Here is a 14,290-nt window from a genome sequence, read left to right as displayed (position 1 = left end):
CGCCCGCACCTGACCCTCCCCCCGTCCCCGTGGACGTCCCAGCGGAAAGAAGGCCCCCGCATGTCCCTGAACAGCTACGACAGTTGGTCCCCGCTGCGTGAAGTGGTCGTCGGCTCGGCCGAGAACTACTCCTCCCACGAACGGGAGCTCTCCTTCGACCTGTTCTTCCACGACGAGATGCCGTACAGCCGGATGTACTACCCACGCCACCGGGCGCCGGGCGAGGACGACGGCACCGACACCGGCGCCCGGCGCAGCCCGATCAAGCGGCGCTACGTCGAGGAGCTCCAGGAGGACGTCGAGGGGATGGTGGAGACGCTCACCTCCCTCGGCGTGACCGTGCACCGGCCCGCGCCGCTGGCGGAGACCATCGAGGTGCGCACGCCCACCTTCCGCGCCGCTGTCATCCCGGCGCTCAACGTCCGCGACAACAGCGTCGTCTTCGGTGACGAGGTCATCGAGACGGCGCCGCAGGTGCGCGCCCGCTACTTCGAGACGCAGCTGCTCAAGCCGGTGTTCGCCGACTACTTCCGGCGCGGCGCGCGCTGGACGGTGATGCCCCGGCCGCTGATGACGGACGCCTCCTTCGACCTGTCCTACGTCACGGCCCACACCGCCCCGGGCGAGCTGATGGAGCCGATCGCCGATCCCCGGCCGTCGCCGTACGACGTCGGGTACGAGATGATGATCGACGGTGCGCAGTGCCTGCGGCTGGGCCGGGACGTCTTCGTCAACGTCTCCACCGCCAACCACGCCCTCGGCTGCGACTGGCTGGAGCGCCATCTGGACGGCCGGTTCCGGGTGCACCGGCTGGATTCGCTGTGCGACAGCCATATCGACAGCACCGTGCTGGCGCTCCGCCCCGGGCTGCTGCTGGTGCGCACCCCGCGGATCGCCGAGCGGCTGCCCAAGCAGCTCCGCTCCTGGGACATGATCTTCCCGCCCGAGCCGGAGGACAACCAGTTCCCGGTGTACGACGACGAGGACCTGCTGCTCACCAGCCGTTACATCGACCTCAACGTCCTCTCCGTCGCTCCGGACACCGTCCTCGTCAACTCCGCCTGCCCGGAGCTGATCCGGACGCTGGAGGCGCACCGCTTCACCGTGGTGCCGGTGCGCCACCGCCACCGCCGCCTCTTCGGCGGCGGCCTGCACTGCTTCACCCTCGACACGGTCCGGGAGGGCTCCGCGCCCGAGGACTACCTGGGGGGCTGAGCGGTATGCGGGCTGTGGTGATGCGCCGCTTCGGCGGGCCGGAGGTGCTGGAGACCGCGGAGCTCCCGGAGCCGGTCGCCGGTCCCGGCGAGTCCGTGGTGGACGTCGTCCTGGCCGGGGTCAACTACGGCGACCTGGAGGTACGGGCGGGGATCTACCGGCCGCCGCGGCTGCCGGCGGTGCCGGGCGCGGAGGTCGTCGGCGTCCGGCGGCGGGACGGCCGGCGGGTGGCCGCGCTGCTGCGGGACGGCGGCGGCTACGCGGAGGTGGCCGTGGCCCGGGACGCGTACACCGTGGAGCTCCCGGGCGCCGCCGGTGTCGCGGAGGGCCGGAAGGAGCTGGACGACCTGACGGCGGCGGCCCTGGTCGAGCAGGGCTGCACGGCGTACGCCGCCCTGGTCACGGCCGGCCGGCTGCGGCCGGGCGAACGGGTCGCGGTCGCCTCGGCCGCCGGCGGGGTCGGTCATCTGGCGGTCCAACTGGCCCGCGCCCTCGGCGCGTCGGTCGTCGCCGGGACGGCGTCGTCCGCGCCCAAGCGGGAGTTCGTCCGGCGGCTCGGCGCGGACCACGCGGTCGCGGGACCCGAGGAGCTGCCGGGGCTCCTGCCGGACGGGGTGGACCTCTATCTGGACTCGCTGGGCGGCCCGCGCGTCGAGGCGGCGCTCGCCGCGCTGGCCCCCTTCGGCCGGCTGGTCTCCATCGGCCACCGCGAGGAGCCGGCCGTCGTCGCCGTGGACGCGCTCACCCGCCGCTCCCTCGGCGTGGTGACGCTGTGGATGCAGCAAGTCCTCGACACGCCGGGCCTGTTCGCGGAGGTGGCCGGGAAGGTCCTCGCCCTCGCCGGCGAGGGACGGCTGGTCCCGCACGTCGACCGGGTCGTGCCGCTGGACGGCGTCGCCCGGGCGCACGAGGCGGTCGCGGCCCGGGAGACGGCCGGGAAGGTGCTGGTCGACGTCCGGGCGGCGGGGTGTTGACACGGGGATTGTGTCCCGCACCGGCGCTGGGTAAGGTCCGGACGGGCCCGCGAAAGGGCCGTGATGGCACGCGGTGTAGGTGGGGAATTGTCTGTGGTCACGGGTAAAATAGTCCGCTTCGACGAATTCCGGGGGTATGGGTTCGTCGCCCCGGACACCGGCGGCGAGGATGTGTTCGTGCACGTCAACGACGTCCAGGCGGACAAGCGCCTGATCGTCCCCGGCGCTTTCGTCGAGTTCGCCGTGGAGGAGGGCGAGCGGGGCCTCAAGGCGTCCCGCGTCCGCCTGCTGGACCGGGCGCCCGGGCGTCCGGCCGACGCCCTGGCGGAGGACCCGGTGCCCGGCCCGGCGGGCGAGGACGGCGACTGCGACGTGCTGTCCGCCAAGGAGTTCACCGACGAGGTCACCGAACTCCTGCTGGGCGCGGCCCCCACCATGACGGCGGAACAGATCCTCCTCGTCCGCCGCCGCCTCGTCCGCCTCGCCGCCCACCACGGCTGGGTCGAGGCCTGAACCACGGGCCGGGTCCGCCCGCCGGTTCACCGGAAGGCGGCCCCGGCCCCATCCGTACCACCCGAGGGAACGAGCGTCATCGACACCGCGCAGCACCCCGGCCGCCCTGCCGCGTACTACACCGTCACGGCGTTCGCCAAGGGCGAGGACTTCCCCGCCTACGACATGGAACTGCCGGACGCCGGCCCGGAGTTCCTCGCCGGACTGTTCGGCATCCCGGTCGAGCGGTTCGCGAACGTGTACTCCCTGGAGGAGAGGCACCGGGCGGCCCTGGAGCGGACGGCCGGGCTCACCTTCGACCCGGCCGCGTACGACTACTTCCTGTACGTCACGGCCGCCGGCTAGCGGACCGGCTCAGCCCGGCGCGGGCGCGGTGTCCTCGCGCGCGCCGGCCGCCGCCCCGACGGGGTCGTGGCCGTGGATCCAGGCGAGGCGGTCGGGCAGGCCGGGCAGGTCCGCGTCGCGGGCGGCGGCCTCCGGGCCGTCGGGGAGGTGGAGACAGGTCGCGTTCCGTCGGGAGCCGGCCTGGATGGCGCGGGTCCGCGGGCGGCGCGCCAGCTCGTAGCGGCGCAGGGCGGCGGGCACCTCGTCCGGCGCGGCCCCGGCCAGCAGCCCGGCGAGGACGGCCGCGTCCTCCAGCGCCTGGTTCGCGCCCTGCCCGTGGTGGGGCAGCATGGGGTGCGCGGCGTCGCCGAGCAGGGTCACCCGGCCGCGCGTCCAGACGCGCCGGGGCTCGCGGTCGTAGAGCGCCCAGCGGCCGGGGCGGCCGACGGCGGCCAGCAGGCCGGTGAGGGACGGGTGCCAGCCGTCGAACGCGGCGAGCAGGTCGGCCGTCCGGCCCTCGGTGACCCAGGACTCGACGGTCCACGCGGGGTCCGGGACGACGGCCAGGAGGTTGAGCAGCCGTCCGCCCGCGACCGGGTAGACCACCACGTGCCGGCCGGGTCCGACCCACAGCCACAGGACGGGCTCGGCGAGTTCGGGCAGGTGCGGCAGCCGGCCGACGGGGACGAGGGCGCGGTAGCCGCTGGTGCCGGAGAACACCGCCTCGTCGGGGCCGAAGACGGCGTCCCGGACGGCGGAGTGGATGCCGTCCGCGCCGACCACCGCGTCCGCCTCGGCCGTCGAGCCGTCGGCGAAGCGGACGACGGCGCCGTCGGTGGTCTGCTCCACGCCGGTGCAGCGGGCGCCGAAGCGAACCGGCACCCCGTCGGCGGCGGCGAGCAGCGCGTCCTGGAGGGCGGAGCGTTCCAGGTGCCAGAAGGGGGCGCCGAACCGCCGCTCGTAGCTGCCGGCGATCCCGAGCCCGGCGACCGTCCGGCCCGTCCGCCAGTGCCGGAAGTCGACGCGCAGCGGGGCGACGGCGGTCGCCGCGAGCGGCCCGTCGACGTCCAGGGAGCGCAGCACCCGGTGGCCGTTGGCGCCGATCGCGACGCCGGCGCCGGTGGCCGTCGGCTCCGGCGCCTGTTCGTGGACGACGGCTTCGACGCCGCTCCGCCGCAGCGCGACGGCGGTGGCCAGCCCGCCGATCCCCCCGCCGACGACGGCGATCCGGGGCCGCCTTCCGGCCATGGTCCGCTCCCTCCGCCCGGCGGTCCACCCGTGTCCCGCCCGGACGCCGAGCCTACCCACCGGTCCGGGGAAAGCGCACGGGCCGGATCCCGGCGATCGGCCGGCGGGCGGGACACTGAGCCGGTCATGTGGCGGGTTTCCGACAGGAGTTGGCACATTATCGGAAGCGGGACGCGCGAGGGAGCCATCACGATCGGAGGGTGTCGAAGAAACGATCCTTCTCCTTCCGCGACCGCCCGATCGCGCTGCTGTCCTCGGGCCACGCCTGTGTGGACGTCTACCAGGGGGCGGTGGCCGCCCTGGTGCCCTTCTTCGTCTCCGAACGGGCCTACACCTACGCCGCCGCTTCCGGTGTCGTCCTGGCCGCCTCCCTGCTGTCGTCGGTGGTCCAGCCGCTGTTCGGGGCGCTCACCGACCGGTGGGCCATGCCGTGGCTGCTGCCGGTGAGCACGCTGCTGGCCGGGGCGGGGATCGCCCTGAGCGGCCTCGGCGACTCGTACGCGCTGACGCTCGTCGCCGTCGCGGTGACCGGGATCGGGGTGGCGGCCTACCATCCCGAGTCGGCCAGGGTGGCGCGCCGGGCCAGTGCGGGCAGCCATGTGGCGATGGGGTGGTTCTCCCTGGGCGGCAACCTGGGGTTCGCCGCGGCCCCCTTGCTGGTCTCCGCCGTCGTCGCCACCGGCGGTCTGCGGGCGACGCCGCTGCTGGTGCTCCCCGCGGTGCTCGGCGCGGTCCTGTGCGCGGCGGCGCTGCGCACGGTCCGCGCGCCGGACGGGACGGCGGGCACCCGGACCCGGTCCCGGACGGACGGCCGGGACGACTGGGCGTCGTTCCGCCGGCTGACCGGGGCCATCATGTGCCGTTCGGTCGTCTTCGTCGGTCTGAGCGCGTTCGTCTCCCTCCATGTGCGCCAGCGCACCGGCTGGGGGGAACCTGCCGGGACGGTGGCGCTGTTCGTGCTCTACGCGGGCGGCGCGGTGGGTACGGTGGCGGGCGGGAAGCTGGCCGGCCGGTACGGCCGGGTGACGGTCGTCCGCTGGTCGTACGCCGTGGCGGTCCCGGCGGTGGCCGGCATCGTCCTCGTCCCCGGCCCGGCGCTCTACCTGTTCGTCGCCCTGACCTCGGCCGCGCTGTACGTCCCGTTCTCCCTCCAGGTCACGCTCGGCCAGGACTACCTGCCCCGCCGGGTGGGCACCGCGAGCGGTGTCACCCTGGGCCTGGCGGTCAGCGTCGGCGGCGTCGCGAGCCCGCTCGTCGGCGCCCTCGCCGACGGCACGTCGCTGCGGGTCGCCCTGGCGCCGCTGATCGCCCTGCCCGCCCTCGGCTGGCTGCTGCTGCGCCCGCTGCGCGAGCCCGACGCGCCGGGGGCGCCGCGCGTGGTGTCCGGCGCGGTCCCGGAGTCCGCGCCCGACGCCCCGGGTACCCCTCGCGAGGCGTGATCCGCCCCCTCGCCGGGCGGCACCCCAGCCGCGCCGTTGGACGCCGGACGGCGTGGTGCGCGAGAGTGGTCGGAGACGTAATGATCAAGGAAAGGACAGTGCCGTGGCACAGGAAGTCCGGGGCGTGGTGGCGCCGGGGAAGAACCGGCCGGTGCGGGTCGAGACCATCGTGGTGCCGGACCCGGGGCCCGGCGAGGCCGTGGTGAAGGTGCAGGCGTGCGGCGTCTGCCACACCGACCTCCACTACAAGCAGGGCGGCATCAACGACGACTTCCCGTTCCTGCTGGGCCACGAGGCGGCCGGTGTGGTGGAGGCGGTCGGCGAGGGCGTCACCGAGGTGGCGCCCGGCGATTTCGTCGTCCTCAACTGGCGGGCCGTCTGCGGGCAGTGCCGGGCCTGTCTGCGCGGCCGGCCGCAGTACTGCTTCGACACGCACAACGCCCGGCAGAAGATGACGCTGAAGGACGGCACCGAGCTGACGCCCGCCCTGGGCATCGGCGCGTTCGCGGAGAAGACGCTGGTCGCCGCCGGCCAGTGCACCAAGGTGAACCCCGAGGTCTCCCCCGCCGTCGCCGGGCTGCTCGGCTGCGGTGTGATGGCGGGCATCGGCGCCGCGATCAACACCGGCGGGGTGGGACGCGGCGACTCGGTCGCGGTCATCGGCTGCGGCGGCGTCGGTGACGCGGCCATCGCCGGTTCCCGGCTCGCGGGGGCGGCGCGGATCATCGCCGTCGACATCGACGACCGCAAGCTGGAGACCGCCCTGCGCATGGGCGCCACCCACACCGTCAACTCGCGCACCGCGGACCCGGTCGAGGCGATCCGCGAACTGACCGGCGGTTTCGGTGCCGACGTGGTCATCGAGGCGGTCGGCCGCCCGGAGACGTACGAGCAGGCGTTCTACGCCCGTGACCTGGCCGGTACGGTCGTCCTGGTGGGTGTCCCGACCCCCGAGATGCGCATCGACCTGCCGCTGCTCGACGTCTTCGGCCGCGGCGGCGCCCTGAAGTCCTCCTGGTACGGCGACTGCCTGCCCTCCCGGGACTTCCCCATGCTGGTCGACCTGCACCTCCAGGGGCGGCTGGACCTGGCCGCCTTCGTGACCGAGACCATCGGCCTGGGCGACGTCGAGCAGGCCTTCGAGCGGATGCACCAGGGCGACGTGCTGCGCTCGGTGGTGGTCTTCTGATGGCGGCCCGGATCGACCACCTCGTCACCTCGGGCACGTTCTCCCTCGACGGGGGGACGTGGGAGGTCGACAACAACGTCTGGATCGTGGGCGACGACCACGAGGCCGTCGTCATCGACGCGGCGCACGACGCCGACGCCGTCGCCCGGGCGCTGGGCGACCGCCGACTGCTGGCCGTCGTCTGCACCCACGCGCACGACGACCACGTCAACGCGGCCCCGGAGCTTGCCGAGCGCACCGGCGCCCCGGTCCTGCTCCACCCCGACGACCGGCCGCTGTGGGACCGCACCCACCCGGACCGCGCCCCGGACGGCGAACTGACGGACGGGCAGGTGCTGCGGGTGGCGGGCACGGAGCTCACCGTGCTGCACACGCCGGGGCACGCGCCGGGCGCGGTCTGCCTGCACGCCCCGGAGCTGAACACGGTGTTCACCGGGGACACCCTGTTCCAGGGCGGGCCGGGGGCCACCGGGCGGTCGTTCTCCGACTTCCCGACCATCGTCGCGTCGATCCGCGACCGGCTGCTGACCCTCGACGGCGACACGGTTGTCCGGACGGGCCACGGCGACCCGACGACGATCGGCGCGGAGGCGCCCCACCTGGAGGAATGGATCGCCCGCGGCCACTGAGCGGGCCCGCCCACGACGCCGCGGCGGAACACCGGCACCTCGCGGAAACACCGCTTGAATGGGGGGAACAACATCATGGACATGACGGATCTGGTCGAGATCACCGAACCCGGCGAACTCACGGAGCTGCTCGGGGAACCGGCCCCGCGCGTCCGCGACAAGACCCGTGACCGGCTCGGCGAGATCGACCGGCGATGGCTGGAGCGGTCCCCGTTCTGCCTGGTCGCGACCTCGGACGCGGACGGCAACTGCGACGTCTCCCCCAAGGGCGACCCGGCCGGCGGCCTGGCGCTCGTCCTGGACGACACCACGCTCGCGATCGCCGAACGCCCGGGCAACCGGCGGGCGGACGGCTTCCGCAACATCCTCGCCAACCCCCACGTCGGCCTCGTCTTCCTGGTCCCCGGCCGCGGCGACACCCTGCGCGTCAACGGCCGCGCCCGCCTGGTGCGCGAGGCGCCGTTCCTCGACCGGATGACGGTCAGGGGGCACCGCCCGGTCCTCGCCCTGCTGGTCGAGGTCGAGGAGGTCTTCTTCCACTGCTCGAAGGCGTTCCTCCGGTCCGAGCTGTGGAAACCGGAGACCTGGCGGCCGGACGAGGTGCCCTCCCGGGCGCGCATCGCCCAGGCCCTGGAACGGCCCGGGGACTCGCTGGAGGAACTGGAGCGCTACTACGGGCCGCGGTACGCCGACCGCCTCTACGGCTGAGAGCGGGACGACCACGGCGGGAGCACCCGAGCTCGCCCCGCTGCGCGGGCGTGGCGCGTCCACGCCTCGCTGTTCCGGATCGCCGAGCGGCACGCGGCCACGGACGCGCGGCGGCGCCGCCAGGCCCACCCCTCGGCCGTCGGCCCGCACGAGGCCGTCCGGCTGGCGTCCTTCCCGCTCGGCGGCGTCGCCCGGCTGGAGGACGGCGAGCCGGAGGCGCACCGCGCCGACATCACCGCCGCCCTGAGCCCGGTACCGCTGACGCGCGGGGAGACGGACGAGCCGGAGGTCGGCCTCCTCAACTCGACCCGGGGGCGCGGCATGACCCGGCCGGAGATCGCCTTCGGGCTCGGGCCGGGCACGCCCCAGGCCGCGCGGCAGCGCTGCGAGCGTCTGGCCGACCGGACGGCGGCGGACGGCGAACGGCCGTAGGGCGGCCGTCCGGTGGCCGCGCGGGCCGGTCCGGGGCGGTGGTCCCGTCCGAGTGCGCCGTCCGTCAGCCCGCCGACGGTGCCGCGCCCCGCCGCGCGCCGCCGCCCCGCAGCGCCTTCTTGTCGACCTTGCCGGTGGCGTTGCGCGGCAGAGCCGCCACCACCTCCACCGACGTGGGGCACTTGTACCCGGCGAGCCGCTTCCGGCAGAAGGCCCGGAGTTCCGCCGGGTCGATCCGCACCCCGCCGACCGCCACCAGGACGGCCCGTACCGCTTCGCCCCACTTCTCGTCGGGCACACCGACCACGGCGGCTTCGGCGACGGCGGGGTGCTCGGCCAGCACCCGCTCCACTTCACTGGGACAGACGTTCTCGCCACCGGTGATGATCAGGTCCTTGAGGCGGTCCTCCACGAAGACGTAGCCGTCCCCGTCGATCCGCGCCAGGTCACCGGTGCGCAGCCAGCCGTCGTCGGTGACGGCCACCGCCGTCGCGGCGGGGTTGCCGAGGTAGCCCTTCATCCGCCGGCGGGTCCGGATCCAGAGTTCGCCCCGGTGGCCCGGCGGCAGGCCGGCCCGGGTGGCGGGGTCGACGACGCGGGCCTCGACCCCCGGCAGCGGGCGGCCCGCGGAGGCGAGGCGGTGGACTTGGGCGGGGTCGCGGTGGACCTCGGGGGACAAGGCCGTGGCGGCGCCGCAGAGTTCGGTCATGCCGTAGAGCTGGAGGAACCGCGTCGCGGGGAAGAGCGCGAGCGCCCGGCGCAGGACCGGCAGGGGCATGGGCGAGGCGCCGTAGAGGCAGTACCGCAGCCCGGCGAAGGCGGCGACCGCGTCCGGGCCGGCGTCCAGGATCCCGGAGAGCATGGCCGGCACCAGCAGGAGGTGGGTGGCGCCGTCGGCGACGGCGCGGCAGAGGGCCTCGGCCGTGGCGTCGCGCAGGACGACGGAGGGCGCGCCGGCGAGCAGCGCGGCGACGACGTAGCAGACGCCGCCGACGTGGAAGAAGGGGAGGACGGCGAGGCTCCGGTCGGCCGGGCCCAGCGGGAGGACGGCGAGCAGCGCGGCGCTCTGTCCCAGCATGCCCCGGTGGGTGAGTTCGGCGCCCTTGGGGGTGCCGGTGGTTCCGGAGGTGTAGAGGACGACGCAGGTGTCGTCCGGGTCGAGGTCGTCGCGGGCGGCGCGGGGTGTCGCGCGGGCGAGCAGTGCCGCGTGGGTCTCGGCGCCGCGGCCCGGCTCGGCGTGGTCGCCGGTGACGACCAGGCGGGGCGGGGCGTCCAGGGTGCCGAGGGCCGCGCGGACGGTGTCCAGCACCTCGGCGTCGGCGAACAGCACGGAGGCGCCGGAGTCGGCGACGACGTGGGCGAGTTCGGGCGGGGCGAGGCGCCAGTTGAGGATGGCGGTGGCCGCGCCGGCGCCGGCGGCGGCGAACACGGTCTCCAGGCAGACGAGGCTGTTGCGGCCGACGACGGCGACCCGGTCTCCCCGGCCCACGCCGAGGGCGTGGAGGGCGCCGCGGGTCAGGTCGGCGCGGGAGCGGAGCTCCTGCCAGGTGAGGCGCCGGCCGCCCGAGACGAGCGCTTCGGCGTCCGGCGCGCGGGCGGCCCAGTGCCCGGGCAACTCGTGGAGCAGGTACGGGCGTTGTGCGAGCGGTGTGGGCATCCGTTCCCCCGTTCGGCGCTCCGGGCAGCGTATCCGCGTGCCGTCGGGTCCGCCACGGGCGGGCGGTGGGGGAAAAGGAGATGGGGGCGGGCCGACGGGTCGGGCCGTCGGCGCGCCGGGCCGGTCAGGTGCCGGGCTTGCGGCCGTACACGAAGACGTCGTCGCCCTTGTGCAGCAGGTTCCAGTACGCCTGGGCGTCCTTCATCCGCATGTTGACGCAGCCGTGGGAGCCGGGCGGCGAGTAGACGCTGCCGCTGATGGCGTGGAACGCCTGGCCGCCGTCGAAGAACTGGCTGTACGGCATGCTGACGTCGTACAGCGACGAGCGGTGGTTCTTGTCGCGCCAGTAGACCTTCTTGAGGCCGGTGCGCGTGGCGTAGCCCTTTCTGCCCGAGCGTATGTGGACCGGGCCGTACTTGATCTTCTTGCCGTCCTGTATCCAGCTCACCTGCCGGGTCAGGTCGACGCAGGCGATGCGGCCCTTGTCGGTCGGGCAGGAGACCTTGGCGGGTGCCTTGGCCGGGGCCTTGGCGGGGGCCGCCTCGGCGGTCCCGCCGGTGGCCACGGCCAGCGGGACGGCCAGTCCGGCGGCGCCCAGCACGACGCCCAGCCGGGTCCGCAGAGGGGTGCGTTTCATTGTCATGAACGGTAAGACCATCGAAATCCCCACTTGGTTGCATACCGCACTCGCCACTTCCGGCGGAGTCCGGTCCCCCTCCGGACTCCGGTCGGCCGGTCGTCGCCCCGGGGCCGGTCCCGGCCGGGCGGCGCCCGCGAACTCCCGTACGCGGCGGTCCTTGTCGCACCCTCCTGGTGTCCCGCCTTCCCCCACCGGCCTCGCCGACTCCTCCCCTCCCCACCCCTCTCCCCCGGCACCCGCGAGTGACCCAGGACACGGCCGCACGAAGCGAGTTGTGCCATGGTCCCCGGATGAGCGCGCACACGGACCCGTCCGGACCGGTCACCGTCCGGCTCGCCGACTACGCCCCCGCCGAGATCCTCGGCGACGCCCCCGACCCGTTCGGCGTCGACGGCTGGGGACTCACCTGGCGGCCCAAGGACGAGCACTTCGGCGTCCGGTGGGACGGCCGCCTGGTGGCCCACGCCGGGCTGGTGGCCCTTCCCCTGACGGCCGGCGGCGTCCGGATGGAGGTGGCGGGCCTCGGCGGGGTCGCCGTGGCGTCCGCGGCGCGGGGCCGCGGCCTCGCCCGGCTCGCCGTGGCCGCCGCGACGGACCACGCCCGGGACCGGGGGTTCTCCTTCGGCCTGCTCTTCTGCCTGCCGGACCGGGCCGGCCTCTACGAGCGGCTCGGCTGGTACCCGGCCGCGGACGAGGTGGTGGTGGAGCAGCCCGCGGGCCCGCGCGTCATGCCGCTGCGCACCATGTGGACGCCGCTGCGGGCGGGGGCCGAGTGGCCGCCGGGTCCGGTACGGGTGCACTCGCTGCCGATGTGACGCGGCGCCCCGCCCGGGCGCCCGGCTCCGCCTTGGGTCAGCGGCCCCCGAAGCGGACGCTGGAGAACGTCATCTTCCGCTCCGCGCGCTGCCCCGGAGCGAGGCGCACGGCCGTGCCCGCGCACTTCTTGCCGCTGAAGATCGTGGCCGGGGACCCCGTCCCGTTGTACGCGCCGTGCACTTCCTGGCTCATGGTGTAGCAGCGGTTGTCCGGCGGGTTCTCGACGAAGAACGGCTTGTCGCCGGGGCCCAGGAAGGAGAACGGGCCCTTCGCGGCCACCGCCGCGTCCACGGGTCCGGCCATGGCGAGCGCGAGTCCGGCGAGTGCGACGACGATCGGACGGAAGAGGCGCATCTGTGGTCCTTTTTGCCGATAGTGGGCGATGAGCCCGAATTGACTTCACCGCCCTCAACGACGCCGCCCCGCGCACGACACGTCCGGTGTCAACAATCCGCCGCACCCGGTGTCAACCGTCCGCCACGCACGGTGCCGACAGGCCGCCGCGCGCGGGACGGGCGCCGGACACCGGTTCACCGCCGCACCCGGTTGCGGACGGCGACCGCGGTGAGGCCCAGCAGGACGGGCGCCACCAGCCGGAACGCACCGTCGACACAGGTGCCGGCGAGGGTGAGGTCCGCGGGGCCGGCGCGGAGGCCGACGGCGTTCAGCACCGTCCGTACGGAGGTCTCCAGCCGGTCCCCCGCCCTCCGCCGCTCCGGTGCGGCCCGTTCGGCCGGTACGGCCCGGGCGGCGGACGCGGCCCGCACGGCCGGCCGGTGCGGCTCCGGCGGGACGCCCCACAGGGCCACCGCCGCGACGGCCGCCACCGTCGTGGCCGCCAGCCAGAGCAGGGTGCGGCCGACGCGCAGCGCGTAACCGGAGACCGCCCAGTACAGGAACAGCAGGGCGCGCTGACCGTCCGCCCGTTCGCCGGCGTGGCGGCGCATCTCCATCTCGCCGTAGTGGAAGTCGCCCGCGCCCGGGTGGTTCTTCCCGTTCTCCAGCGAGGTCCGGAGCTGCCGGTAGGTGGAGGCGAGCGCCCCGGGCGTGCGGACCTCGACGCCCTCGGGCGCCGGCGTCCAGCCCCGGGAGCCCCGGGCGGCACGCCAGTGGTGCTCCTCGGCCAGGACGCGGCGCGGGGTCCACCGCCGGAAGAGCGGCATCCTGCGGCCGGGGGCGCGGGCGAAGACGCAGCAGCCTTCCAGGCCGAGCCGGTCGAGGTGGAGGGCGCCGCCGAACAGGCAGTCCGAGAGGTCGAGGTCGTTCAGGGCGAGGTTCCCGGCGTCGGAGCCGCTGAGCGAGCGGACCCGGACGCCGGGCCCGCTGCCGGTGACCACCTCCTCGAACGGCGGCCGTCCGCCGGCCGCCCCGGGCAGGAACGGCCGGGGGTGCGCCGTGACGCTCAGCGACCGTTCGGCGATCACGTCGACGAGGTCCACGGTGGCGTACCGCAGCCGCAGCGCGGCGGCGGAGGCCCAGAAGGACTTGCGGCAGTCGACGGTCCCGGCGGCGGCCTCCAGGGTGGTGGTGCCGAGGAACCGGGTCCGGGAGAGGTCGAGGGTGCCCCGGCAGGCCAGCGGTCCCAGGGTGGGGGCGGCCCGGAAGGTGGCGCCGCGGAACGTGACGCCGTCGTGGAAGACGGTGGCGCCGAGGTAGCAGTCGCCGTGGAAGTCCGCCTCGCGGAAGCACACTTCGCCGTGCAGGCGGGCCGCGCTGAAGTGGGCGCTGTCGGAGAACACGGCGTGGGCGAAGCCGGCGCCGGCGGCGAACTCCGCCCGGCTGAAGCCCGCGTCGCGGCCGAAGCGCGCCTCGCCGAAGCCGGCGTGCCCGGCGAATTCCGCCGCGTGGAACCAGGCACCGTCCGGGAACGACGCCTTGCGGAACGACGCCTCGCCGCCGAAAGCGGTGTCGTTGAAGTCGGCGCGGCCCAGGAACGTCGCGCCGTCGAAGCAGCCGCCGTCCGGGAACGCCGAGCCCGTGAAGCGCGCCTCGGCGAGGAACAGGGCCTCCTCGAACGCCGCGTGGCCGACGACCGCGCGGCCGGAACCGCCGTCGCGGAGGGCGTCCAGGAGCGCGTCGAGGAGGCCGTCGGTGAAGGCGGTGCCGCGGTGGTCGACGGCGGCGCCGGGGCGCAGTCCGGCGAGGTAGGCCGCGCGGCCGGCCCCGTCCAGGTGGGCGAGGCAGGCGCGGGGCCCGCCGCCGGGCCGGGGCACCGCCCGGCCGCGGCAGCCGACGGGGTCGTCCGGTCCCGCTCCGCGGCCGCAGGACGGCCAGACCGGCGGCCGGGGTGCGCGTGTCATGCCGAGCGGGACGCGGCGGCCGGGCGGCCCGGTTCCCCGCCGGCGGCCGGAACGCGCGGCCCCTCGGCTCCCCTTCCGCACCCGAGCACATCCGAAAGGAGGGCACCTTAAAAGCAAAAAGGGACCTATAAAAGCGAACATCCCCGAAGCGGAGCGATCCCGCCGCTCTAGCGTCCCGCCATGACGTCCTCTCACCCCACCCCACC

13 protein-coding genes and 2 pseudogenes are annotated in these 14,290 nt (G+C 75.1%); 10 read left to right on the top strand and 5 right to left on the bottom strand.

Features of this window, described 5'->3' with window-relative positions; translation table 11 throughout:
- Nucleotides 1–60 precede the first annotated feature (60 nt).
- From ACSNOK_RS21070 to ACSNOK_RS21055, 4 genes are all read left to right on the top strand, one after another.
- Nucleotides 61–1,215 (top strand): glycine amidinotransferase, encoded by a 1,155-nt coding sequence (locus ACSNOK_RS21070; RefSeq protein WP_436782288.1) that lies wholly within the window; start codon nt 61–63, stop codon nt 1,213–1,215.
- Between the two features lie 5 nt (nt 1,216–1,220).
- Entirely contained in the window at nt 1,221–2,189 is a 969-nt protein-coding gene (locus ACSNOK_RS21065) for a quinone oxidoreductase family protein (protein ID WP_436782287.1), read from the top strand.
- Nucleotides 2,190–2,282: 93 nt separating this feature from the next.
- The gene (locus ACSNOK_RS21060; protein ID WP_436782290.1) at nt 2,283–2,702 is read left to right on the top strand and encodes a cold-shock protein; all 420 of its coding nucleotides are present in this window, start codon (nt 2,283–2,285) and stop codon (nt 2,700–2,702) included.
- Between the two features lie 78 nt (nt 2,703–2,780).
- Nucleotides 2,781–3,047, top strand: coding sequence for a DUF7683 domain-containing protein (locus ACSNOK_RS21055; RefSeq protein WP_436782289.1), 267 nt, complete (start codon nt 2,781–2,783; stop codon nt 3,045–3,047).
- A gap of 9 nt (nt 3,048–3,056) precedes the next feature.
- On the opposite strand, the gene ACSNOK_RS21050 is transcribed toward ACSNOK_RS21055, so the two are convergent.
- Complete coding sequence (locus ACSNOK_RS21050) at nt 3,057–4,274, bottom strand: FAD-dependent monooxygenase (protein WP_436782286.1); 1,218 nt, start codon at nt 4,272–4,274, stop codon at nt 3,057–3,059.
- A gap of 200 nt (nt 4,275–4,474) precedes the next feature.
- On the opposite strand from ACSNOK_RS21050, the gene ACSNOK_RS21045 reads away from it, so the two are divergent.
- The 5 genes and pseudogenes from ACSNOK_RS21045 to ACSNOK_RS21025 all read left to right on the top strand — a co-directional run.
- Nucleotides 4,475–5,713: an MFS transporter gene (locus ACSNOK_RS21045; RefSeq protein WP_436782285.1), complete on the top strand. Its 1,239-nt coding sequence runs from the start codon at nt 4,475–4,477 to the stop codon at nt 5,711–5,713.
- A gap of 103 nt (nt 5,714–5,816) precedes the next feature.
- A complete protein-coding gene (locus tag ACSNOK_RS21040) occupies nt 5,817–6,902 on the top strand; it encodes an S-(hydroxymethyl)mycothiol dehydrogenase (RefSeq protein ID WP_436782284.1) in 1,086 nt (361 codons plus the stop codon).
- Nucleotides 6,902–7,531: an MBL fold metallo-hydrolase gene (locus ACSNOK_RS21035; protein ID WP_436782283.1), complete on the top strand. Its 630-nt coding sequence runs from the start codon at nt 6,902–6,904 to the stop codon at nt 7,529–7,531. Before ACSNOK_RS21040 ends, ACSNOK_RS21035 begins: the two co-directional genes overlap by 1 nt.
- A 75-nt stretch (nt 7,532–7,606) precedes the next feature.
- Entirely contained in the window at nt 7,607–8,239 is a 633-nt protein-coding gene (locus tag ACSNOK_RS21030; protein ID WP_436782282.1) for a pyridoxamine 5'-phosphate oxidase family protein, read from the top strand.
- 42 nt (nt 8,240–8,281) lie between these two features.
- Nucleotides 8,282–8,671: pseudogene (locus ACSNOK_RS21025) on the top strand (DNA-binding protein); the annotation flags it as partial.
- Nucleotides 8,672–8,735: 64 nt separating this feature from the next.
- Here the strand turns inward: ACSNOK_RS21025 and ACSNOK_RS21020 are convergent.
- Nucleotides 8,736–10,328, bottom strand: coding sequence for a long-chain-fatty-acid--CoA ligase (locus ACSNOK_RS21020; protein WP_436782281.1), 1,593 nt, complete (start codon nt 10,326–10,328; stop codon nt 8,736–8,738).
- Nucleotides 10,329–10,452: 124 nt separating this feature from the next.
- A pseudogene (locus ACSNOK_RS21015) lies at nt 10,453–10,878 on the bottom strand (L,D-transpeptidase); the annotation flags it as partial.
- 380 nt (nt 10,879–11,258) lie between these two features.
- Here ACSNOK_RS21015 and ACSNOK_RS21010 point away from each other — a divergent pair.
- Nucleotides 11,259–11,783 carry a GNAT family N-acetyltransferase gene (locus ACSNOK_RS21010; RefSeq protein ID WP_436782280.1) on the top strand — a complete coding sequence of 175 codons (525 nt, stop codon included), beginning with the start codon at nt 11,259–11,261 and terminating at the stop codon, nt 11,781–11,783.
- 37 nt (nt 11,784–11,820) lie between these two features.
- Here ACSNOK_RS21010 and ACSNOK_RS21005 read toward each other — a convergent pair whose 3' ends face one another.
- A complete protein-coding gene (locus tag ACSNOK_RS21005) occupies nt 11,821–12,138 on the bottom strand; it encodes a hypothetical protein (protein ID WP_436782279.1) in 318 nt (105 codons plus the stop codon).
- 176 nt (nt 12,139–12,314) lie between these two features.
- Complete coding sequence (locus tag ACSNOK_RS21000; RefSeq protein ID WP_436782278.1) at nt 12,315–14,084, bottom strand: pentapeptide repeat-containing protein; 1,770 nt, start codon at nt 14,082–14,084, stop codon at nt 12,315–12,317.
- Nucleotides 14,085–14,290 lie beyond the last annotated feature (206 nt).

This window comes from Streptomyces sp. URMC 126, assembly GCF_051386555.1.
GTDB lineage: Bacteria > Actinomycetota > Actinomycetes > Streptomycetales > Streptomycetaceae > Streptomyces.
Note: the sequence above shows the minus strand (reverse complement) of the source record. Positions and strands in the feature narration are given on the sequence as shown.